Annotated in this window: 21 protein-coding genes; 13 read left to right on the forward strand and 8 right to left on the reverse strand. The window is 70.0% G+C overall.

What is annotated here, in order from left to right; translation table 11 throughout:
* Positions 1-18 precede the first annotated feature (18 nt).
* Entirely contained in the window at positions 19-1,440 is a 1,422-nt protein-coding gene (locus tag D0T12_RS07335; protein WP_117398681.1) for an LCP family protein, read from the reverse strand.
* 71 nt (positions 1,441-1,511) lie between these two features.
* A complete protein-coding gene (locus D0T12_RS07340) occupies positions 1,512-2,363 on the reverse strand; it encodes a TIGR03089 family protein (RefSeq protein ID WP_117398682.1) in 852 nt (283 codons plus the stop codon).
* Positions 2,364-2,517: 154 nt separating this feature from the next.
* Between D0T12_RS07340 and D0T12_RS07345 the strand changes: the two genes are divergently transcribed.
* Genes D0T12_RS07345 through D0T12_RS07355 form a run of 3 tightly spaced genes read left to right on the forward strand, consistent with a single transcriptional unit; the run spans position 2,518 to position 6,682 of the window.
* Entirely contained in the window at positions 2,518-4,542 is a 2,025-nt protein-coding gene (locus tag D0T12_RS07345; RefSeq protein ID WP_117398683.1) for a hypothetical protein, read from the forward strand.
* A gap of 39 nt (positions 4,543-4,581) precedes the next feature.
* Positions 4,582-5,565: a glycosyltransferase family 2 protein gene (locus tag D0T12_RS07350; protein WP_117398684.1), complete on the forward strand. Its 984-nt coding sequence runs from the start codon at positions 4,582-4,584 to the stop codon at positions 5,563-5,565.
* Between the two features lie 13 nt (positions 5,566-5,578).
* Positions 5,579-6,682: a glycosyltransferase family 4 protein gene (locus tag D0T12_RS07355; RefSeq protein ID WP_199487374.1), complete on the forward strand. Its 1,104-nt coding sequence runs from the start codon at positions 5,579-5,581 to the stop codon at positions 6,680-6,682.
* On the opposite strand, the gene trxA is transcribed toward D0T12_RS07355, so the two are convergent.
* A complete protein-coding gene (trxA, locus tag D0T12_RS07360) occupies positions 6,657-6,980 on the reverse strand; it encodes a thioredoxin (protein WP_117398686.1) in 324 nt (107 codons plus the stop codon). The two genes, D0T12_RS07355 and trxA, sit on opposite strands and share 26 nt — an antisense overlap.
* Complete coding sequence (locus D0T12_RS07365; RefSeq protein ID WP_117398975.1) at positions 6,977-7,951, reverse strand: lysylphosphatidylglycerol synthase transmembrane domain-containing protein; 975 nt, start codon at positions 7,949-7,951, stop codon at positions 6,977-6,979. Before D0T12_RS07365 ends, trxA begins: the two co-directional genes overlap by 4 nt.
* 72 nt (positions 7,952-8,023) lie before the next feature.
* On the opposite strand from D0T12_RS07365, the gene D0T12_RS07370 reads away from it, so the two are divergent.
* The 3 genes from D0T12_RS07370 to manB all read left to right on the forward strand — a co-directional run bounded on the left by D0T12_RS07370 (position 8,024) and on the right by manB (position 11,084).
* Positions 8,024-8,731 (forward strand): class I SAM-dependent methyltransferase, encoded by a 708-nt coding sequence (locus D0T12_RS07370; RefSeq protein WP_117398687.1) that lies wholly within the window; start codon positions 8,024-8,026, stop codon positions 8,729-8,731.
* A gap of 123 nt (positions 8,732-8,854) precedes the next feature.
* Positions 8,855-9,994 carry a glycosyltransferase family 4 protein gene (locus D0T12_RS07375; protein ID WP_117398688.1) on the forward strand — a complete coding sequence of 380 codons (1,140 nt, stop codon included), beginning with the start codon at positions 8,855-8,857 and terminating at the stop codon, positions 9,992-9,994.
* Positions 9,995-10,022: 28 nt separating this feature from the next.
* Positions 10,023-11,084: a mannose-1-phosphate guanylyltransferase gene (manB, locus tag D0T12_RS07380; RefSeq protein ID WP_117398689.1), complete on the forward strand. Its 1,062-nt coding sequence runs from the start codon at positions 10,023-10,025 to the stop codon at positions 11,082-11,084.
* Between the two features lie 158 nt (positions 11,085-11,242).
* Here manB and D0T12_RS07385 read toward each other — a convergent pair whose 3' ends face one another.
* The gene (locus tag D0T12_RS07385) at positions 11,243-11,560 is read right to left on the reverse strand and encodes a hypothetical protein (RefSeq protein WP_147339425.1); all 318 of its coding nucleotides are present in this window, start codon (positions 11,558-11,560) and stop codon (positions 11,243-11,245) included.
* Positions 11,557-12,609 (reverse strand): hypothetical protein, encoded by a 1,053-nt coding sequence (locus tag D0T12_RS07390; protein WP_117398691.1) that lies wholly within the window; start codon positions 12,607-12,609, stop codon positions 11,557-11,559. Before D0T12_RS07390 ends, D0T12_RS07385 begins: the two co-directional genes overlap by 4 nt.
* A gap of 363 nt (positions 12,610-12,972) precedes the next feature.
* Between D0T12_RS07390 and D0T12_RS07395 the strand changes: the two genes are divergently transcribed.
* Both D0T12_RS07395 and D0T12_RS07400 read left to right on the forward strand, forming a co-directional pair.
* Positions 12,973-13,896: a DNA-3-methyladenine glycosylase family protein gene (locus D0T12_RS07395; protein WP_233525888.1), complete on the forward strand. Its 924-nt coding sequence runs from the start codon at positions 12,973-12,975 to the stop codon at positions 13,894-13,896.
* Positions 13,897-14,228: 332 nt separating this feature from the next.
* A complete protein-coding gene (locus D0T12_RS07400; protein WP_117398692.1) occupies positions 14,229-15,173 on the forward strand; it encodes a LysR family transcriptional regulator in 945 nt (314 codons plus the stop codon).
* Positions 15,174-15,209: 36 nt separating this feature from the next.
* Here D0T12_RS07400 and D0T12_RS07405 read toward each other — a convergent pair whose 3' ends face one another.
* The gene (locus D0T12_RS07405; RefSeq protein WP_117398977.1) at positions 15,210-15,857 is read right to left on the reverse strand and encodes a response regulator; all 648 of its coding nucleotides are present in this window, start codon (positions 15,855-15,857) and stop codon (positions 15,210-15,212) included.
* Positions 15,857-17,005 (reverse strand): sensor histidine kinase, encoded by a 1,149-nt coding sequence (locus D0T12_RS07410; RefSeq protein ID WP_117398693.1) that lies wholly within the window; start codon positions 17,003-17,005, stop codon positions 15,857-15,859. The genes D0T12_RS07405 and D0T12_RS07410 overlap by 1 nt, the downstream gene beginning before the upstream one ends.
* A gap of 161 nt (positions 17,006-17,166) precedes the next feature.
* Between D0T12_RS07410 and D0T12_RS07415 the strand changes: the two genes are divergently transcribed.
* The 5 genes from D0T12_RS07415 (at position 17,167) to D0T12_RS07435 (ending at position 20,646) form a co-directional block, all read left to right on the forward strand.
* On the forward strand, positions 17,167-17,631 hold the full coding sequence (locus D0T12_RS07415) for a DUF6326 family protein (RefSeq protein ID WP_117398694.1): 465 nt from the start codon (positions 17,167-17,169) through the stop codon (positions 17,629-17,631).
* A gap of 332 nt (positions 17,632-17,963) precedes the next feature.
* Positions 17,964-18,332 (forward strand): hypothetical protein, encoded by a 369-nt coding sequence (locus D0T12_RS07420; RefSeq protein WP_147339426.1) that lies wholly within the window; start codon positions 17,964-17,966, stop codon positions 18,330-18,332.
* Positions 18,304-18,819, forward strand: coding sequence for a DUF6879 family protein (locus D0T12_RS07425; protein ID WP_117398696.1), 516 nt, complete (start codon positions 18,304-18,306; stop codon positions 18,817-18,819). Before D0T12_RS07420 ends, D0T12_RS07425 begins: the two co-directional genes overlap by 29 nt.
* Before the next feature lie 22 nt (positions 18,820-18,841).
* Positions 18,842-19,690 carry a helix-turn-helix domain-containing protein gene (locus D0T12_RS07430; RefSeq protein WP_117398697.1) on the forward strand — a complete coding sequence of 283 codons (849 nt, stop codon included), beginning with the start codon at positions 18,842-18,844 and terminating at the stop codon, positions 19,688-19,690.
* Between the two features lie 104 nt (positions 19,691-19,794).
* A complete protein-coding gene (locus tag D0T12_RS07435; protein ID WP_199487332.1) occupies positions 19,795-20,646 on the forward strand; it encodes a radical SAM/SPASM domain-containing protein in 852 nt (283 codons plus the stop codon).
* Positions 20,647-20,655 lie beyond the last annotated feature (9 nt).

Raw genomic sequence — 20,655 nt, forward strand, 5'->3', positions numbered from 1 at the left:
TCATACAGGCTGCCCGGGTCAGGTCTCCTTGCAGATGTCCTCGCTGGCGCGGATCTCGCCCTGCTGCTTGGGGATGCCGCCGCCCGCGTTGTTGAGCTTCGTCCAGTCGCGTCCGACCACCAGGTCGACGACGCCGGGTGTGGCGCCGCGCTTGCGCGCCGCCGGCTGCGGCTTGCTCGGGATCAGCGCGGCGAGCGACATGGCCTGCTGGTCGGCACCGGAACCGTACAGCACCTTGGTGGCCGCCGTCGCGGAAGGCGCGTTTCCGCCGACGGTCACGTGGAAGCCCTGCGACTCCAGGTCGGCGGCGACGCGTCCGGCCTGGCCGTCGATGCCGCTGCCGTTGTAGACCCGCACCCGGATCTGGCTCGGCGGGATGGTCGAGGCGCCCGGCTTCGGCTGCTTCGGAATGGTCTTGTCGTTGCGGACGGCGGCGAAGAACGGCTGGGCGGCGGAGTTGAGCGCCACCCGGTTCGGGTCCAGCGGGTCGGGGCCGGACGGCACGGTCACGAACCGCAGCTTGCCGGACGTCATGCCCTGCATCTCCCGGGCGATGTCCATCATGACCTGCGGGGTCAGTTCCTTGTCGGTGGTGAGCGACTTGGTGACCGCGTTCATCAGGTCGAGGGCCTTCTTGGGGTTGCTCAGCACGCCCGCGCTCATCGCCTTGTTGGCGAGGGCGCCCATGAACTTCTGCTGGCGCTTGATGCGGTCGAGGTCGGAGCCGTCGCCGAGACCGTGCCGGACGCGCACGTACGCCAGCGCCGTCTCGCCCTTGATGTTGTGCCTGCCCTTGCCGAGCCTCAGCTTCGACTGCGGGTCGTTGACGGCCTTCGGCAGGCACACCGGGACGCCGCCGACCGCGTTCGTGATGGCCTTGAACCCGTTGAAGTCGACCTGCATGAAGTGGTCGACGCGGATGTTGGAGATGCTCTCGATCGTCTTGATGACGCAGGCCGCGCCGCCGGCGGTGAACGCCGAGTTGATCTGGGCCCGGGACTGCGCCGGGACGACCCCGCCGTCGCGGCTCTTGCACGACGGCATCCGGACCATGAGGTCGCGGGGGAAGCTGATGCCCATCGCCTGGCCGCCGCCGGGGGACAGGTGCAGCAGGATCATGGTGTCCGAGCGGGGCGGTTCGTTCTTCAGCCGCCGCCCGTACTTGGCGTTGGCGCCCTCCCGGGTGTCGGACCCGAGCAGCAGGATGTTCATCGCGCTGTTCAGCTTCTTCGGCCGGTTGGGGCCGAGTTGCGCGTTGACGTCCTCGTGCGCGATGTTCCCGAACGCCCTGCGGTACAGGCCGTAGGCGGTGAGGGAGCCGGCCACCATGACCGCCGACAGTCCGATGCACACCCAGCCGAGGATGCGCCAGCCGCGTCGCGGCGCCTGCTGCGGATCGGCGTCGTCGACGTACTCCATGTACATCGGGTTGCTGTTCATCGGCTCCGGGTCCGGGTGTGCTCGGTGAATTCCGGGGTAGGACGAGGTGGGTCGGGCAAGGGCAGCGTAGGTCAGGCGAGCCGACGCGGGGACCCGGATGCGCCATTACGTCCGGGCGGACCTGCCACCACCGTCACATGTTCCACGGTCAGGCGTCGCTCTAGTACGGCATTGTCGATGTTTCGTTGGATTATGACGGAAGCACCCGAGGCTAGTGGTGCGAGAAGGCCGGTCAGTACCCCGTCCAATGTGGCGAACGACATGTCAACCAACACGCGGTCGCGTGCGTCTAGATCCCACTTTTCGGCGGCGGTTCGGGCCGCCTCGACCAGCTCGGCGGCGCTCATTGTGCTTTTTGTCACATTCAGCGCGGGAGCCTCGGTGGTCACTCCGGCATTTGGGATAAAACGGTCTCCATAGGCACGAACCTCCGTGGCGTAGTCGGTGACACCGGGTGGAGTGTTCGCGAGCGGCCCGCCCAGCGCGTGCAGCGACAGACCGACGATCTCCTCCGCCTCGCCCGCCAGCGCGTCGTCCGCGATCACGTCGTCCAGCACCTCCTGTGCCACCGCCAGGATGTACGGCTCGGACGACCCGGACGGTTCGAAGGACGCCGACCCGACGGACGCGGGGTCCACGGGCTCGACGACCAGCCCGGCCGACCAGCACGCCAGGAGCCACACGGCCGTCTGCCAGTGCGGAGGCAGGACGAGCACGACACGGGTCCCGGGTTCGGCGGCGAGACCGTCCACCAGGAAGTTCGCCGTCTTGGCGACCCAGTTGTCGAACGTGCGGGCCGACAGTTCGACGCGTTCGCCCGTGGCGTCGTCGTAGAAGGTCACCAGCGGGCTCGACGGGTCGTCCGCCACCCGCCGCCGCAGCAGCTCCGCAGGTCCCACGGGGTTCCCGGCATGTGCGCTCATGCCTCCAGAGCGTATGCCCGCGTGATCGTCCCCGCCCCGACGCCGGGCCGGACATTCGTGGCCGGTCACTTGCGCGGGGACGACCGGGCACGCCTCCGGAGACCGCTACGCTCCGCACGGAACACACGGATCAACGAGCACGGGGCGGAATCTCATGGACGCGGGTCGGCTGCTCGTGCGGGTCACGGTGGCTCCCGCGCTGCTCATCGTGGCGTGGCTGGCCGTCTCGTTGCCGCTGCTGATGGCGGACGCGTTCCGTCCGGTCCCGGCGGTCGCGCTGTTCGTGCCCGTCGCGGCCGCGGCGCTGTGGTTCGGGCTGCGGACCCGTGGCGCGGGCGGCGCGGCGACGGACGTGCCGTGGTGGCCGGTCCTCGCCGTGTTCGGCATCACGGTCGCGTTCCTGGTGCTCCAGGTCGTCATGAGCGCGGAGCAGATCGTGGTGCGCCGCGACCCGGCGTCCTACGTCCAGTTCACGACGTGGCTGAAGAACGAAGGGTCACTGCCGATCCCGCTGATGGACGAAGCCTTCGGCGGCTCCGACCCGGCGCTCCGCTTCGAGAGCCCCGCCTTCTATGAGCGGGACGGCGCGGTCGTCCCCCAGTTCATGGCGGGGCTGCCGCTCGTGCTGACGCTCGGCGGCTGGATCGGCGGCACCCACGGCATCCTGCTGATGGCGCCGCTGCTCGGCGCGTGCTGCGTGCTCGCGTTCGCCGGGCTGGTCGCGCGGCTCGTCTCGCCCCGCTGGGCGCCCGCGGGGGCGCTGCTGCTGGCGCTGACGTTGCCGATGCTCTACGTCTCCCGGAGCGCCTTCAGCGAGCTGCCCGCGATCGTGCTGCTCCTCGGCGGCCTGTCGCTGATGCACGACGTCCGGACGGAGACGGGACGGCTCGCCGACGCGAAGGCGTTCCTCGCGGGTCTGGCGCTCGGGCTGATCGTGCTCGTCCGCATCGACGGGCTCCGCGACGTCCTCCCGGTCTTCGTCTTCGCCGGGCTCTACGTGGCGCACCGGCGGCGCGCCGGTTACTGGACGGCCGGAGGGCTGCTGCTCGGCGTGGGCGCGGGGCTGCTGGAGGGCTTCACGTTGTCGCGGCCGTACCTGACGTATCTGGGGGCGTCCCTCGATCCGTTGCTCGCCATCGCGGCGGTGGTCGTCGCGGCGACGCTGATCATGGTGGTGCTGCTGCGCCGGGAGCGGACCGGCTCGCGCCTGCGCCGCCTCGGCACGGTCGTCGCGCGTGGACGGCTGCCGGGGGTCGCCGCCGTGCTGACCGTGCTGGTGATGGTGGGGTTCGCGGTCCGGCCGTGGGTGCAGACCGTCCGCCGTGAGCCTGCGACGCGCGACGACGAGATGAACGTCCGCTTCATCGAGACGATCCAGCGGATCCAGCACCTGCCGGTGGACGGCACCCGCCAGTACTCGGAGGACTCGCTGCACTGGGTCTCCTGGTACATCGGGCCCCCAGCGCTGCTGTTCGCGACGGTCGGCGCGGCGCTGCTTGCGCGGCGGCTCCTGCGGGGCCGTTCCACGGAGTGGCTGCTGCCCTACGCGATGATCGTCTGGACGACCACGCAGGTGCTGATCAGGCCCGGGATCACGCCGGACCATCCGTGGGCGTCCCGGCGGCTGATCGGCCTCGTCGTCCCCGGCCTGCTGCTGTTCACCGTGTTCGCGTCGGCGTGGGCGGCGCGGCGCGTCCGCCGCCTCGGGTACGGGCGGCGGCTCGTGCGGGCGGGCGCGGTCGTCGGCGTCGCGATGATGCTGGTGCCGATCGTGCTGGTGTCCGGCGGTCTCCTCGTGACCCGGACGGAGCAGCACGAGGTGGCCGCCGTCGACGGCATGTGCGACGCGCTGGACCCGCGCGGTTCCGTCGTCGTCGTGGAGCAGTCGACCGCCGACCGTTTCCTCCAGGTCGTCCGCGGCATGTGCGGGGTGCCCGCGGCGCGCACGACCGGGAACGCCACCGTCGCCGACGTGCGGCGCGTCGTCGCCGGGGTCGCCGAGGCCGGACGCCGCCCGGTGATCATGGCGGCGAGGGCGGAGCAGGTCGCGCCGTACGGGACGCCGCGCCGGGTCCTGTCGCTGCGGACACGGCAGGACGGCCGCACCCTCACCGGGCCGCCGGGCGGGACGTGGGGCCTGTCCATGGAGGTCTGGATCGCCGAGCCGCCACGGCGTTGAGGCGCCCCGGCACCGGTCGGGCGAGTATCCTCGCGCTGCGTGAGCACCCAGTCCGCCGAGCCGACGCGCCCGCCCGTCCCCGCGCCCGTCCCCGCCCCCGCCCCGGCATCCGCCGCGGCGGAGCCGTCGTCCGACCGCGTGCACGTCACGATCGTCCTGCCCTGCTACAACGAGCAGGAGCACGTGATCGACGAGGTCGAACGCATCTGCAAGGCCATGGACAACAGCGGCAAGACCTACGAGCTGCTCGCCGTGGACGACTGCTCGACCGACGGCACGCTCGCCCGGCTGGAGGAGGCCGCGCCGCGCTTCCCGCACATGCGGATCATGGCGTTCCAGCACAACAGCGGCTCCGGCACGGTGCGGCGGATCGGCTCGCAGCAGGCCCGCGGCGAGATCGTCGTGTGGACGGACGCCGACATGTCCTACCCCAACGAGCGGATCCCCGAGCTCGTGGACGTCCTGGACACCGACCCGTCCGTCGACCAGGTCGTCGGCGCCCGCACCACCGAGGAGGGCTCGCACAAGGCGCTGCGGGTGCCCGCCAAATGGTTCATCCGCAAGGTCGCCGAGCGGCTCACCAACACCAGGATCCCCGATCTGAACTCGGGGCTGCGGGCGTTCCGCCGCGAGGTGTCGCTGCCGTACCTGCGGCTGCTGCCGCCCGGCTTCTCCTGCGTCACGACGATCACGATCGCGTTCCTGTCGAACCAGCATCCGGTCCGGTACATGCCGATCGACTACGCCAAGCGGGCCGGGAAGTCGAAGTTCCACTTCACCAAGGACGCCTACCGCTACATCCTTCAGGTCTTGCGGATGGTGATGTACTTCAACCCGCTCAAGGTGCTGATGCCGCCCGCGCTGTGGCTGATCGTGATCGGGCTGCTCAAGGGCGTGTTCGACATGGTGGTGCACTTCGGCTACTTCGCCAACAACACCATCATGATCTTCGTGACGGGCTTGATCATCGCGTCGTTGGCGCTGCTCGCGGACCTCATCGTCCGATCGCGCGGCGACGTCTGACGCCATGGGAAAACTGAGCATCGCACTCGTCGGCCCCGCCTTCCCCTACAAGGGCGGCGGCGCGCACCACACCACCGAACTGGCGAACCGGCTGGCCGCCGCCGGACACGACGTCGTCATCGAGTCGTGGCGCGCCCAGTACCCGGCGTTCCTGTACCCGGGGCAGCAGACGATCTCCGAGCCGGAGGGGGAGCCGTTCCCCGGCACCCGGCGGCGGCTCGACTGGCGCCGCCCGGACGGCTGGTGGCGCACCGGCCGCGCGTTGCGCCGGTACGACCTGGTCGTCCTGGCCGTGCTGACGCCGGTGCAGGTCCCGTCCTACCTGGGGATCCTCGCGGGGCTGCGGCGGCGGACGCCCGTGGTCGCGTTGTGTCACAACGTCCTGCCGCACGAACGCAAACCGTACGACGAGCCGCTCATGAAGCGGCTGCTGCGCAAGGTCGACGGCGTTCTCGTCCACTCCGAGGCGCAGGCCGAACTGGCACGCGGGCTTACCGGCCGTCCCGTCCAAGTTGCCGAGATGCCCGCCCACCTGCCGACGTCCACGCCCCCGGCGCGAAACGACGACGAGGTTCGGCGCCGGTTGCTGTTCTTCGGGATCGTCCGCCCCTACAAGGGCCTGGACGTGCTACTCCGCGCCCTCGCCGAGGGCCCGGACGACGTGGCGCTCACCGTCGCCGGCGAGTTCTGGGGCGGTCTCGACGGCACGCGCGAACTCGTCCGGTCGCTCGGCCTGGAAGCCCGCGTGGAGCTGCGGCCGGGATACGTTCCGGCGGCCGACGTGCCGGGGCTGTTCGCCGACGCCGACGCGCTCGTCCTGCCGTACCGGACGGCCACCGCGTCGCAGAACGTCTGGATGGCCTACGAGCACGGCGTCCCGGTGATCGCCACCGATGTCGGCGGGTTCGCCGACCAGATCCGCGACGGCGTGGACGGCCTGGTCTGCGCGCCGGACGACGTCCCGTCCCTGGCCGCCGCCCTTCGCCGCTTCTACGCGCCGGGGGAGCCGGAGCGTCTCCGCTCCGGCGTCCGTCCGGTCGATCACGGCCCGGTGTGGGCCGCCTACCTCGACGCGCTCACCGGCGCCGCCCTCACAGGTGCGGTTCGAGGACCTTGAGCAGGGCGCGCTTCGGCTTGGCGCCGACGACCTGCTCCACGACCTCGCCCTTCTTGAAGAGCAGCAGCGTGGGCAGGCCCATCACCCCGAACTTGTTGGGCGTGTCGGGGTTCGCGTCGTAGTCCATCTTCGCGATCTTGATCTTGCCGTCCTGCTCGGCGGCGATCTGCTCCAGCACGGGAGCGATCATGCGGCAGGGCCCGCACCAGTCGGCCCAGAAGTCGACCAGTACCGGGGTGTCGCTGCTGAGGACCTCGTCCGCGAACGTCGCGTCGGTCACGGTGATCGGGGCCGTCACGATCCCTCCTTCGTTGGCTGTGTATCCCTCACAAGCTCTTTGGTCGGCCGTTCATTCCCGGGGGCCGGGGCGGTGCGTCCGAGGAGGAACGCCACGCCCGCGTTGACGAGGTCGGCGACGGTCAGCAGCACCCGGGACGCGATCGCGACCACGACCGGCGCGCCCGCGGGCAGCACCGGCGTCAGCACCACCGTCAGCGCGGCCTCCCGCGCCCCGATGCCGCCGGGCGCGATGAACACGAGGAAGCCCGCGACGAACGCCAGCGCGTACGCGCCCGTCGCGACGAACGGCAGGCCCGCCCCGTCGCCGCCCACCGCCATGCTCAACAGCCAGGTGTGCACGCCGAACAGCACCCAGCCGAGGACCGTCCAGGCGATCGCCCGGAGCGTCACGCCGAGGCTCACCGGACGCTCCAGCGGCGGACGCCGGATGATCCGGAGCATCAGCCCCAGGCACCATGTGACGATCTTCGGGTGGAGCAGCGCCAGCAGGAGGGGCGCCAGCAGGAACAGCGGCCAGTAGGTGTCGCGGGCCGTCGTGGACGTGAGCGGCAGCGTCACCGCCGCGACGGCCAGCCCGCACGAGACCGACGTCGCGACGGCCAGCAGCGTCGACCCGAAGCTGCGCTCCGGCGGCACCTTGTGCTCGCGCGTCATCTCGATCTGCGTGACCAGCGCCCACACCTTGCCGGGCACGTACTTGCCGAGCTGGGAGATCCCGTAGATGCGGAAGACGGCCCGGATCGGCAGCGGCGACCCGAGCCCGCCGAGGAACTCCCGCCACCCCAGCATCCAGGCGAAGATCCCCACCAGGCCCGCGGCCAGCGCGCCCGCGAGCGTCGCCCACGACATCTGCCGGAACGCCTCGACCGTCGCGTCCCACTGGGACGCCACGCTGTACGAGCAGAAGGCCAGGGCCAGCAGCACCAGCAGCACTCGCAGCGCCCGTACGGCGACGACCTTCGGCTTCACGCGCCCAGCGTAGGTGAACGAGCCGACCAAACGTGGTCTCCCGACCGCCCGCGCGTCCTATGGTTGGGGGCGATGAAGATTTCGGATGTGGTCGCCTTCATGGGCCACCAGGTGCACGTGTGCCGGTACCGCGAGGCGGGGACGCTCCTCGACTGGATGGGCCGGGAACTGCGCGGTCGGCGCGTCCTCGACGTCGCGGGCGGCGACGGATACTGGGCCGGTCAGGCGCGCAGGCGCGGCGCCGACGCCGTCTCGATCGACCTGGCCCGCCGCAAGATGGTGTACGGGCGGACGCTCGCGCACGCGCCCGCGCTGATCGAGTGCGACGCGCTGCGCCTCCCGTTCGGCGACGGCTCGTTCGACGCGATCCTGTCCGTCTGCGCGATCGAGCATTTCGACGACGGCGGCAGGTCGCTGGACGAGATGGCGCGCGTCCTCAAACCCGGCGGTGAGATCTTCATGTCCGCCGACGTGCTGAGCCGAGCCGACGCGTGGCCGAAGCTTCGGGACGCGCACAAGTCCAAGTACCACGTGCAGCACACCTACACCCACGACAGCCTGCGCAAGCTGATGGACGAGCGCGGCCTCGACCTCGTCCGGCACAGCTACCAGTTCCGCACGGCCGCGGCCGAACGCCTGTACCTGTCGCTGTCCGCCTACGGCGGCAAGGTCGGCTTCAACGCGGCGGCGCCCCTGACACCGCTGGTCGCCCTCGCCGACCGCAGGGCGCCGAACGAGCGGGGGAGCATCGTTCTGGTGCAGGCGCGCAAACGGCCCTGACCGGGGTTCGGGTCAACCCCGCGACGAGTTCGGGAATGAGGTCCCGCGAAGCGGGCATCGGCGGGCGTAGGCTCGAAACGTAAAGAGTGATCTACGCCACCACGTTGGATGGGGGAGTGGACAGTGGCGCCTCGCATTCTGCTGGACGCGACCGCCGTGCCGGCCGACCGCGGCGGCCTCGGCCGTTACGTCGACGGGCTGCTCGCCGCCCTGCACGCGCAGGGCGCCGACCTCGCGGTCGTCTGTCAGCGCGCCGACGAGGAACGGTACGCCGAACTCGTTCCCGGGGCGCGCGTCGTCGCGGGCCCGGCGACACTGGCGCACCGCGCGGCCCGCCTCGCCTGGGAACAGTCGGGGCTGCCGCACGTCGCGGCACGCGTCGCCGCGGACGTCATCCATCTGCCGACCTACACGATGCCGGTGAGCGCGTCGCTGCCCACGGTGGTGACCCTCCACGACGTCACGTCGTTCGCCGAGCCCGAGACGCACGATCCCGTCCGGGCCGGGTACGTCAGGTCGGCGACCCGCACGGCCGCGCGGCGCGCCACGCGGCTGATCGCGCCGTCCCGCGCGACCCGCGACGAACTGGTCCGGGTCCTCGACGCGGACCCCGGGCACATCGACGTCGCGTACCACGGCGTCGACCACGAGGTGTTTCACCGACCGTCCGAGGCGGAGGTCAAGCACGTCTCCGACCGTCTCGGCCTGCACGGCCACCCGTACGTGGCCTACTTGGGCGCGCTGGAGCCCCGCAAGAACGTGCCGAACCTGATCCGCGGCTGGGGCGAGGCGTGCAAGGGCCGTCCGGGTGCCCCGGCGCTCGTCCTCGCGGGCGGCGGAGGCTGGGACGACGACGTCGACGCGGCCCTCGCCACGGTCCCGCTCGACCTGCGGGTCGTGCGGCCGGGCTACCTGCCGTGGTCGGCGCTGCCCGGCTTCTTCGGCGGCGCGCTGGTCGTCGCGCACCCGAGCCGCGGGGAGGGCTTCGGCCTGCCCGTGCTGGAGGCCATGTCGTGCGGCGCGCCGGTCCTCACCACGCGCCGTGGCCCGCTCCCCGAGGTCGGCGGGGACGCGGTCGCCTACACCGAGCCCGGCGCGTCCGACATCGCGGCCGCCCTCGCCGCCCTCATCGACGACCCGGCGCGTCGCGCCGACCTGGCCGAGGCCGCGCACGCCCGCTCGCAGCGGTTCTCCTGGTCGGAGTCCGCGGCGGCGCATCTCGCGTCTTACGAGCGGGCCGTCGGCCAGTACGGGGCGCGTTAGGCTCGGTCGCACCCGAGAAAGGAACCGCGTGGAAGCGATCCTCCTGGTGGGGGGCCAGGGCACCCGCCTGCGCCCGCTGACCATCTCCACCCCTAAGCCCCTGCTCCCGGCCGCGGGCGTGCCGCTCCTGGAGCACCAGCTGACCCGGGCCCGGGACGCGGGCGTGACCCGCATCGTGTTCGCGACGTCCTACCGCGCCGAGATGTTCACCGACGCGTTCGGCGACGGGACACGCCTCGGCCTGGAGATCGTCTACGTGACCGAGGACGAGCCGCTCGGCACGGCGGGGGCGATCCGCAACGCGTCCGCCGCGCTGACCGGCGACGGCCCCGTCCTGGTCCTCAACGGCGACATCCTCTCCGGCCATGACATCTCCGCGCAGGTCGCCGCGCACCGGAAGAGCGACGCGGCCGTCACCCTGCACCTGACCCTGGTGGACGACGCCCGCCGGTACGGGTCGGTGCCGACCTCACCGGACGGGCGCGTCCTCGACTTCGTGGAGAAGTCCGCGAACCCGCCGACGAACCAGGTCAACGCCGGCTGCTACGTCTTCCGCCGTTCGGTGATCGACAGCATTCCGCCCGGGCGGGTCGTCTCCGCGGAGTACGAGACCTTCCCCGAGCTGCTCGCCAAGGGCGAGACGATCGTCGGCTACGTCGAGGCGGCCTACTGGCTGGACGTGGGGACACCGGCCGCGTTCGTCCGCGGCGTCACCGACCTCGTCCTCGGCGCGCTGACGTCGCCCGTCGTCCGGGCGAACGAGCACGGCGTGCTCCTCCAGGGCGACGCGTCGGTGGCCTCCAGCGCCCGAGTCGGCGGCGGCACCGCCGTAGGGGCCGGAGCGAGCGTCGGCGCGGACGCCCTGGTGGAGTCCAGCGTCCTGTTCGACGGCGCCGTCATCGAGCCCGGCGCACGCGTCGTCCGCTCGGTCGTGGGCCACGGCGCCCGCGTCTGCTCGGGCGCCGTCCTCGAAGACTGCGTCGTCGGCGACGACGCCACCGTGGGCCCCGGCAACGAACTACTCGACGGCGCCCGAGTCTGGCCCGGCGTCGACCTCCCGGCGACCGCCGTCCGCTTCTCCCCCGAGTAGCGCCCACGGGTCCTGCCGCCCGCTCGGTCGGGGTGAAGCACGGGACGGACCGAAATGGCCTCGCGGGCGGCGAGCACCTTTACCGCCGTGTCCAAAGCGTTCGGCGTGCCGGGCGGTGCCGGGTCCACGGCGTGGCCGCCGTGGACCCGGTCAGGGCGTTATGCCCCTTCGCCCTGGTCCTGCTCCGGGCCCTCGACTTCGAGGGCCACGGGGCCGATCTTCTTGCCCTTCACGATCTGCTTGATGTCCCCGGTCTTCACCGGCTTGTTCCCGACCTTCGGGGAGGCGTGCGGCGAGCTGATGACCTGGCTGAGGTTGAGATCGCCCGGTCCCTCCTCGGAGACGCTGTGGAGCTGCACCAGCGTGACGTTGGCGATGGCCGGGTCCCCGGAGCCGGCGGACGCGGCGGGAAGCGCGAGGAGGCCGACACCGATGGTCAGCCCGGCCACCGTCGCCGCACGAGCGATACTTTTCATTCTTTTCCCCCTTTTGGGCGAATCGCGTTTTGCGCGACCGCATTGAACACGCCGATGATACCGGGCGGGGAATGGTTTTCCTCGGACTTCGTTTGGCGCGAACGACCGCGTGGCGAATTCGGTGACCTCGGGGTCCGCGCGCCGGACGCGCCGCGTCGTTGTATGAACCGCCTCATGATGACTACGCGGATCGCGTGGACGGCACGGAATTCCTTCGGTGCGCAGAACCGGTCCGCGACTCCGGCCCGAAACTCGGCTCCGAGGTGGCGAACGGAGAATGGCGGTCGCACGTTGGCACCGCCGACGGTCACCGCGAAGACCGGAAGCCCGAGGGACACGCCCGGTGGGGCCCGCGAGCCGCGGCCCCCGAGCGGGGTGTCGAACATGCCCCCTACCAGGTCGAGGACGCCGGACCAGGAGAACCACATCGTCCGGGCGGCGGCGAGCTTGAATTCCGTCCCGAGGCTCCAGGATCGGCGGCTCTCGGGCGCCTTGGCCTGTAGGTCGCCGCCTTCTCCGTAGACATGGACCGGCTTCGAGCGAAAGCGGGTGCGAAAATTCCCCGTTTTGGCGTCCATATATGCTTGAAGTCGGCCGTCCTGGGCCAGTGTGGCGCCGAAGTCGGGAAGTCTGACATGTCCGAAGCCGCTTTTCATCGAGGCGCGTCCCTCGAAGGAAAGGCCCGCGTCCGGTCGTCCCGTGCTCGTGCCGGCGGAAAACGAGCCGCCGACACCGACCCCGGTCTCGAAGGTGAGGCCGAAGCCGTCCCGCGAATAGGAGCTCGTCACCCCGGCGCCGATTCCGCGATAAAAGCTGATCTTCAGAACGACCCCGTCGGCCCCGAGCATCGACGAGGCGTCCGGCGAGTGGGCCGCGCTCCCTCCGGAAGGTTCCGGCCGGTCGGTCGCCGGACCGCCCTGGACGCCCGGTTCGCCGTGGACGTACGCCTGCGGGCAGTGCGGGGCGGCGCAGCCGCAGCCGCGTGGACCCCGGACCGTGGCGGTCGGAATGATCGCAGACGCGGCCAGCAGGACCACGGACATCGCCATGACCCGGATACGTCTGTTGCTTTCTGCACGTCTCATGTTGTGTCTCGGCCGGTGGCCCCCGCGGCACCACTTCCGGGTCACGGCGTGGTGGCTGTCTCCGGTCGTGTTGGTGTTCACGGCCGGCCTTGGTCAGGCGGGCATGACCGGTCTCCCCCCTTCCGGCTGGAGTCCCGCACAGAACGTCGATCACGATAGCATATCGTAGTCATTCGACTGCATAAGGTAGTTATCGCTAAGACATGGCGGCAACCGGGCGTCCCACACCGATCGACCCCGAATAGGCGCGTTGCGCCGTATGCCCGGACGGGACGGAACGGGACCGATGGCAGACTTGTGCCCCGTGCGACAACGAGGGCGGAACGCGTGACGACCGATGCGGTGGGGGAGACGACCGCTGGGCGCCTCCCCCACCGGGTCCGGGAGTGGCGGCCGAGGCGCCCGCTCGACCTGCTCGGAACGCTGTCGCCGCACATGCGAGGAAGACATGACCCGGCGTTCCGCGTCGAGCGGGACGGCTCGGTCTGGCGTGCCTCTCATACACCCGAAGGCCCAGGCACACTACGACTCACGCACACCGGAGACGCGGTGCAGGCGACCGCGTGGGGGCCCGGGGCGGAATGGCTGCTGGACGGGGTGCCCGACCTACTCGGGGCCGCGGACGTTCCGGACGGTCTCGTCGCGCGGCATGACGTCGTCCGGGAACAGGCGCGTCGCCGTCCCGGCCTCCGGATCGGGCGTACACGTCGGGTCTTCGAGGCGCTCGTCCCCGCCGTCATGGAGCAGAAGGTGCTCGCCGAGGAGGCCTGGCGGGCCTGGGGCTATCTGCTGCGCAGGTTCGGGGAGCCCGCGCCCGGCGCCCCCCACATGCGGGTTCCGCCCCCGCCGGAGGTGTGGATCCGGATTCCCTCGTGGGAATGGCACCGGTCGGGGTTGGAGGCCGTCCGGGCGCGGACGATCATCGGCGCGGCCCGTGTCGCGGGACGCCTGGAGCAGGACGCCGGGGAGGCGAGGCTGCGCTCGCTGCCCGGCATCGGGATCTGGACGGCCGCCGAGATCCGGCAGCGGGCCGTCGGCGATCCCGACGCCGTCTCCGTCGGCGACTACCACCTGCCGGGCCTGGTGGGCTGGGCGCTGGTGGGCCGCAAGGTCGACGACGCCGGGATGCTCGAACTGCTGGAACCCTACGCCGGTCATCGTTATCGGGTCATCCGGCTGCTGGAATCGTCCGGCAGGCGTCCGCCGAGGCGCGGCCCCCGTCTGCCCGTGCGGGACTATCGCTCGTTCTGACGGGGGGTTGCTCGGGACTGCGGCGCCGCCAGAAGTGGTTCGGGGTCCAGTCGAGCCCGTCGCGGCTGTCGGCGCCGAACAGGGGGCCGAGCACGGCGAGGGCGGCGATGAGGGCGAGCACGTACAACATGGCACTTCCTTCTCTCTGAGGGGGCGCAACCCCCTCAGCCCCCCGCCGAAGCGAGGGCTGGGATCGCAGCTGGGCGTTCCCGCGCGGGGCGATCGGCCGGGCCGGGGTGACCGTCTCTTCCGTTCGCACCTTCAGTCTGCCTGAGCCCATAGTTGAGGTCCAGCGACTGTTTCTGGAGTGATTGTGTAAGAATCTCTTCACTATGTTGGATCTCGGCAGGCTGCGCGTACTGCGTGAGCTCAAGCTGCGCGGGACGCTCGGCGCCGTCGCCGAGGCCCTCGGCTACACGCCGTCCGCGGTGTCACAACAGCTCGCCCAGCTGCAAAAAGACGTCGGCGTCCCGCTGGTCGAACGGGTGGGACGACGCCTACGCCTGACCGAGCCGGGCGAGGTACTGGCCGAACACGCCGAAGCCCTCCTGGCCCGAGCGGAGCGCGCGGAAGAGGCGGCCCTAGCCGCAAGCGGCCGCGTCGCCGGAGTGGTACGAATCGTCGGCTTCCAAACGGCCCTCCTCCACGTCCTCGGCCCCGCCCTGCCCCACTTGGCGGAGGCGTATCCCGACCTCACCCTGGACGTCGTGGACGAGGAGTTCCACCGCGTACTTCACGCGCTGGTACTCCAAGAAATCGACGTCGTCCTAACCGACGAGTACGCGCAGCTGCCGCGCCCCCGCCGCCCCGAACTGTCATCAGAGGTCCTCATCACCGAGCTGATGAGGGTCGTCCTGCCGCAGGACCACCCACTCGCCCGCGACGGCGCCCCGGTCCGAATGGCCGACCTGGCCGGATGCTCATGGGCGTCCACACATATCGGCACCAACCACGCCGACCTGATCGAACGCGCCTGCGTAGAGTACGGCGGCTTCCGCCCCAACGTCCGCTACCGCTCCAACGACCTCCTGGTCGTCTTCCAGATGGTCGCCCGAGGCGGCGCCGTCTGCCTGGTCCCCGACCTGGCCTTCGCCGAACGCCAGGACGGCATCGTCGTCCGCGAGTTGGCCGACGCCCGCCTCCACCGCCGCATGGTCCTCTGGACGAGAGCCGGCGCCGACGCCCGCCCCTCGGTCAGAGTCCTCCTGAAAGAACTCCGCCGCTCCGCAGACGCCCTGGTAGAACTCCGCCCCACGTGCGTACGCGGCACCCCCTGACCAACGGACCGGGCGGCGGCGGGAGCCTTTGCGGCGTCAGATGCGGCCGGTCTCGTGGGCCCACATGGCGACCTCGACGCGGTTCCGGGCGCCGAGCTTTCGCATGAGGCTGGCGATGTGGGCTTTGACGGTGCTCGGGGTGATGTAGAGCTTGCCAGCGATCTCATTGTTGGTGAGGCCCTGGGCCACGGTCACGAGGACTTCCTCCTCGCGGGCGGTGAGCGGTTCTGTCGGCTGCCTCGGTGATGGAGCCTGTGCGTGGGCGAACGCTGCGAGCAGTCGAACGGTCACACTGGGCGCGATCAGCGCGTCTCCGTCGGCGGCGGCGTGGATGGCCTGGGTCAGCAGGGCGGGTCCGGCGTCCTTGAGTATGAACCCGCGGGCGCCGGCTTTGAGTGCCCCGTGGACGTACTCGTCGAGGTCGAAGGTGGTGATGACCACGATCGGCAGGGGATCGGTGACGGCGGGCCCGGCGAGACGTCGGGTGGCTTCGATGCCGTCCATCAGCGGCATCCGGATGTCGAACAGGCCGACGTCGGGGCGCAGCTGGAGCGCCAGGCGGACCGCCTCGCGTCCGTCGGCTGCCGCGCCGACCACTTCGATGTCGGGTTGGGCGTCGAGCAGCATGGTCAGCCCGGTGCGCACGATGGGCTGGTCGTCGGCGACGAGGACCCTGATGCTCATCATGGCGTCCCGGTTCGAGGCAGGACCGCCTCTACCCGCCAGCCCCGCTCGGCGTTAGGGCCTGCGTGGAAGGTGCCGCCGAGCAGTGAGGCGCGTTCCCGCATGCCCACCAGGCCGTAGCCCGCCGAGGCGCGTCCGGCGGCGGCGGAACCGTCGTCGTCGACGGTCAGCCGTACCTGGTCGGCGTCGCCTGTGACGGCGACGGTGACCTGGGTCGCGTGACGGGCATGCCGTCGAGCGTTGGTGATGGACTCCTGGGCCAGACGGTAGATCGCGGCCCCGACCGCCGGGCTGAGGTCGTCGAACTCGCCGGACAGCGTCACCTTGACGCTGGGACGCGTCCGGCCGTCGGTGGCGAGCTGCTCGACCTCGGCCACGCCGGGCTGCGGCGCGAACTCGGTGTCCTGTGTAGCGCGGAGCACGCCGACGATGGAACGCAGCTCGGTGAGGGTGCGGGACGCCGCGTCCTCGATGACGGCCAGGGCCTCGACGGCACGCTCGGGGTGGGAGGCCGCGACGGCACGTCCTGCCTGGGCCTGGATGGCGATGCCCGAGACGCGGTGGGCGACGGTGTCGTGGAGTTCACGAGCGAGCTGCTCGCGCTCGCGGGCCTTGGCGTGGTCGATGTCGCGGAGCCGGATCTTCGTGCGATAACGGATCGCGGTGCCGAGCGCGGCGGCGAACAGGAAAAACGCGTATCCCGCGGCCACCTCCGCCAGGCTGGCGGGGTCGGCGCCGAGGGTGGTGATGAGAGCCAGCCAGATCAGGATGACGCCGAGGCCGCTTACGGCTTCCCGACCGGAGCCCCACCGGAACAGGGCGTAGGCCAGGATTAGCACCGCAATGCTGCTGTTCAGCAGGGCGCCTTGCGTCTCGCTGAGGATTCTGACGATGTCGACGACCGTCAACGTGCCGAGGGAAACCGCGACCGCGACGAGCGGGTACGTGCGTCGCCACAGCAGGGGGCCGAGGACCGCGAGCACCGCGAGGAGCAGCAGCGGACGTGGCGCCAGGTCCTCACGAAATACCGCTTCCACCACCGACCAGCAGATCAGTGCTGCGACCAAGGCCCAGTCCCACGGCCCCAGGTCTGGGGCATTCGTGGGACGAGATTCGGCCCACAGCGAGCGGAGTGCCTTGGTCGCCATCTGGTCAGCCTAGGCAGCCCGCGTGCTCGGCGTATTCACCGAAAGTACAAGAGCCCGGCTGTGCCAACGGCCAGGTCGAACCAGGCTCCGCGGCTGATGTGCCCGCCGCCGGCATTAGTGAAGGTGGAAGCACCCACCCGATCAAGCCAGGGAGCATTGTGATGAGAACGCTTCGAGCCCACACCGCAAATCCGCCGTCCCAGAGCACGCTGGAAGACCTGCGCATGCCCGTGCAGGTCAAGATCGCAGCGGCATGGACCAGCTTCATGTTCCTCTACATCTACGTCGACTACCTCGCCCTGTACAAGCCTGGCTTTCTCGACGACCTCCTGGCCGGCACCGTCCACGAGTTCGACACCGGCCCGACCTTCGTCGCCCTCGCGCTCACGCTCATGGCCGTCCCGATCCTCATGATCCTCCTCTCCGCGACACTGCCCGCCCGCCTCAACCGCACCATCAACCTGGCCGTCGCAGCGCTCTACATCCCCGTCACGGTGTTCAACGCGGCAGGAGAGACCTGGAGCTACTCCTACTTCTACGCCCTCTCCATCGGACTCGAAGTACTACTCCTCGCCTTCATCCTCCGCTCCGCCTGGACCTGGCCCCGCCAACCCGCCACCGCCTAAGCCCACCGCGGACCAGCAGAAGACCCACACCCCCAAGCAGGCCGAGCAGCGGCCGTCCGGCCTGGAAGGACGCCGACTTTGAAGGAATCGACGCGTTCGCCGCCGCCAACGCGTCCATGTACAGGACGCTCGCTGACCGACGTCCCGACGAACCGTGGTTCAGCGCAATGGCCACAGCCACCCGCACAGGGGCACACCACCGGGCAGTGCACGGCCACGGAGCACGCTTACAGCCCCTTCGTACAAAGGCTCCCGCCGTGAAGGCGACGGGAGCCTTGTTCATGTGCGCGAGTGGTCAAGCGTCCGAGCGAAGTCCGTCGTTCTTGATCTTGATGGTGAAGGACGTCCAGGCCGCGGAGCTGATCTGCGGATTTCCCTTGACCGTGGCGGGCTCCCGAGAGAGGTTCGAACTGCCTGTCATCCGGGGGCGCATCGTGGAGGGCGCAATGGCACTAGTGTGCATCGGCATAGATCCCGAGACGAATGAGGACAAATGCCCTGCCGTGTTCGTGGACACCGACACCGGCGACTTCGTTCTCGTGGGGTGGACGGTGACCGACCCCGAAACGCTCGCCGGGGTGGCCGAACACACCCCCGTCGCGGACTACGAGACCGTGGTGAGGCTCCCGGCGCGAATGCGGGAGATCGTCTTGCAGGCACTGGAGGTACCTGATGTCGGGGAACGTCCCGAGCTTCGCTGAGCTGCTCGCCACCACGAAGCGTTCCGCGATCCATCTGGAGATGCGGGACATTTACACTCCGGACGATCCCAAATTTCTGGCATGGCAAGAAACCGGCACGCTTGAGGGGTTCGGTGTGGGCTCTGCGTGGTTCGGCCTCATCCGTTCGGCGGTCGCTCGTGGTGTGGCCGTGCGCAGGGCCAGGCTCGTGTCGGAGCCGGTCACCGACTACATCCGTTTCGAGCATGCTGTGTCTAATCTGCATAACATTCCGGCCGGTGAGCAGGTCCGATGGCTGTCCCGGCGTCGTGCGTCGGATCTGGCGCTGCCGGGGAACGACTTCTGGGTGTTCGACGACCGGCTCGTGCGGTTCCACCATTTCTCGGGAGCCGGGCATCCCCTTGTTGATGAGTTCAGTGAGGATCCGTCCGTGATCGACCTGTGCGTCACCGCGTTCGAAGCGGTCTGGGCGCGGGCGGTCGATCAGGCCGAGTTCGAGCCGCGGTAACGATGGTCGCTTGTTCCGACCGATGTCCTTCTCACCGTCGTCTTCCGTCCGGGCCGCCCGTGAAGAGCTGGCCGCTCGCCTGCGCGAGCTGCGGCTCGATGCCGAACTGACTGGAAAGGCCCTGGCTGGCAAGGCCGGGTGGCACCGCACAAAGGTCTCCCAGATCGAGCACGCGGTGCGTGCGCCATCAAGAAGCGATGTTCGCACCTGGTGTCGTATTTGCGAAGCCGCCGATGAGGCCGAGGACCTCATAGCGCGACTGCGCGACGCCGAAAGCGGTTACGTGGAATGGAAGCGGCTCCAGCGCACCGGCCTCAAACGCCTCCAGGAGTCGGCGCAGGTCGAGTTCGATGAGTGCCGTCACCTGCGCGCGTACTGTTCCCGGGCCGTGCCCGGCCTACTCCAGACCGCCGAATACACGAGCGCTCTACTCGGGTTGATCCAACGGTTTCGCGAACTTCCGGACGACGTTGAGGCGGCGGTCACCGTGCGCCGCGACCGGAAGAGGGTGCTCACGAAGGGAAACCACCGCTTTGCCTTCGTGATAGAGGAGAGTGTGCTGCGCTACCGGATCGGCGGTGCCGAGATCATGGCCGGGCAGCTCAGCCATTTGCTGACCGTCATGACGCTGCCGTCGGTGTCACTCGGCATCATCCCCTTCGCCGCGATGCGCACCGCCACTCCACGCCCGGACTTCACCATGTTCGACGTCAAGAACGTCCAGGTGGAACTTCCGTCCGCACTGGTCACGGTGACCGCTCCAGGGGAGATCGTCATCTATGCGAAGGCTTTCGAGGAACTGGCCGAGATGGCGGTGACCGGCGCACCCGCCCGAGCCCTGATCAGTTCGGCGATCGAGGAGCTCGGCTGAACTCGGTTGTAACACTCGGTCACACTCCTGGTTCATGACGTCATGGCCGATGGACGCTCTGTAGCAGACGACAGAAGGCCCGGCCCGTGGAGGACGCCATGACCATGGCTTTAGCAGCTGAGCAGTCCGAGCGAAAGCTGCCCGACATGCTCTGGCTGGATCTGACCCGCCGGTGCCAGCTCGGCTGTGCGCACTGCTACAACGACTCCGGTCCGACCGGAGACCACGGAACCATGACGCATGGCGACTGGATCCGGGTCCTTGACCAGGCCGCCGCTTGTGGGATCCGCCGCGTCCAGTTCATCGGCGGCGAGCCGACGATGCACCCGGACGCCGCCTTCCTGCTCGAGCACGCGCTCAACCTCGGCCTGTCGATTGAGGTGTTCACCAACCTCGTACACGTGTCCGGCCTCTGGTGGGGCCTGTTCCAGCGCGAGGGCGTGTCGGTGGCGACCTCGTACTACTCCGCCGACCCGACCGAGCACGACGCCGTTACTCGACGTCCCTCCCACGCCCGAACCCACGCGAACATCGTCCGAGCCGTCCAACTCGGGGTACGGCTGCGCGTCGGCGTCATCGACACGGGCGATCCCGTTCGTGCCGAGAGGGCATGTCGTGACCTGACCGCGATCGGCGTCACCCGGATCCGCGTCGATCGAGTGCGCGCGTTCGGTCGCGCCGCTGTCAACCAGGCACCGGCCACCGCCGAACTGTGCGGTCGGTGCGGAGACGGCCGTGCCGCCGTGGGGCCGGACGGCACGGTCGCACCGTGCGCGATGTCCGGGTGGATGAGCGTGGGCAACGTACGTGAGGAGTCGCTGGCCGCTATCGTCGGCGGCACCGCGATGGCCAAGGCCACCACCACCATCCGCGCCGTCCCCCGCTCTGGGGGATGCGACCCGGACCAGGAATGCTCCCCGGGACATCCGATGAGTTCTTGCAATCCTCGTACCTGACAGGAGATC

Origin of the sequence: Actinomadura spongiicola (assembly GCF_003432485.1) — a bacterium.
GTDB classification, from domain to species: domain Bacteria; phylum Actinomycetota; class Actinomycetes; order Streptosporangiales; family Streptosporangiaceae; genus Spirillospora; species Spirillospora spongiicola.

Excerpts from the sequence above, each read along its gene's own strand:
- D0T12_RS07335 (WP_117398681.1), bottom strand. The coding sequence starts at position 1,440 with ATGAACAGCAACCCGATGTACATGGAGTACGTCGACGACGCCGATCCG.
- D0T12_RS07340 (WP_117398682.1), bottom strand. The coding sequence starts at position 2,363 with ATGAGCGCACATGCCGGGAACCCCGTGGGACCTGCGGAGCTGCTGCGG.
- D0T12_RS07345 (WP_117398683.1), top strand. The coding sequence starts at position 2,518 with ATGGACGCGGGTCGGCTGCTCGTGCGGGTCACGGTGGCTCCCGCGCTG.
- D0T12_RS07370 (WP_117398687.1), top strand. The coding sequence starts at position 8,024 with ATGAAGATTTCGGATGTGGTCGCCTTCATGGGCCACCAGGTGCACGTG.
- D0T12_RS07385 (WP_147339425.1), bottom strand. The coding sequence starts at position 11,560 with ATGAAAAGTATCGCTCGTGCGGCGACGGTGGCCGGGCTGACCATCGGT.
- D0T12_RS07390 (WP_117398691.1), bottom strand. The coding sequence starts at position 12,609 with ATGGCGATGTCCGTGGTCCTGCTGGCCGCGTCTGCGATCATTCCGACC.
- D0T12_RS07400 (WP_117398692.1), top strand. The coding sequence starts at position 14,229 with ATGTTGGATCTCGGCAGGCTGCGCGTACTGCGTGAGCTCAAGCTGCGC.
- D0T12_RS07405 (WP_117398977.1), bottom strand. The coding sequence starts at position 15,857 with ATGAGCATCAGGGTCCTCGTCGCCGACGACCAGCCCATCGTGCGCACC.
- D0T12_RS07410 (WP_117398693.1), bottom strand. The coding sequence starts at position 17,005 with ATGGCGACCAAGGCACTCCGCTCGCTGTGGGCCGAATCTCGTCCCACG.
- D0T12_RS07415 (WP_117398694.1), top strand. The coding sequence starts at position 17,167 with ATGAGAACGCTTCGAGCCCACACCGCAAATCCGCCGTCCCAGAGCACG.
- D0T12_RS07420 (WP_147339426.1), top strand. The coding sequence starts at position 17,964 with ATGGTGAAGGACGTCCAGGCCGCGGAGCTGATCTGCGGATTTCCCTTG.
- D0T12_RS07425 (WP_117398696.1), top strand. The coding sequence starts at position 18,304 with ATGTCGGGGAACGTCCCGAGCTTCGCTGAGCTGCTCGCCACCACGAAG.
- D0T12_RS07430 (WP_117398697.1), top strand. The coding sequence starts at position 18,842 with ATGTCCTTCTCACCGTCGTCTTCCGTCCGGGCCGCCCGTGAAGAGCTG.
- D0T12_RS07435 (WP_199487332.1), top strand. The coding sequence starts at position 19,795 with ATGGCTTTAGCAGCTGAGCAGTCCGAGCGAAAGCTGCCCGACATGCTC.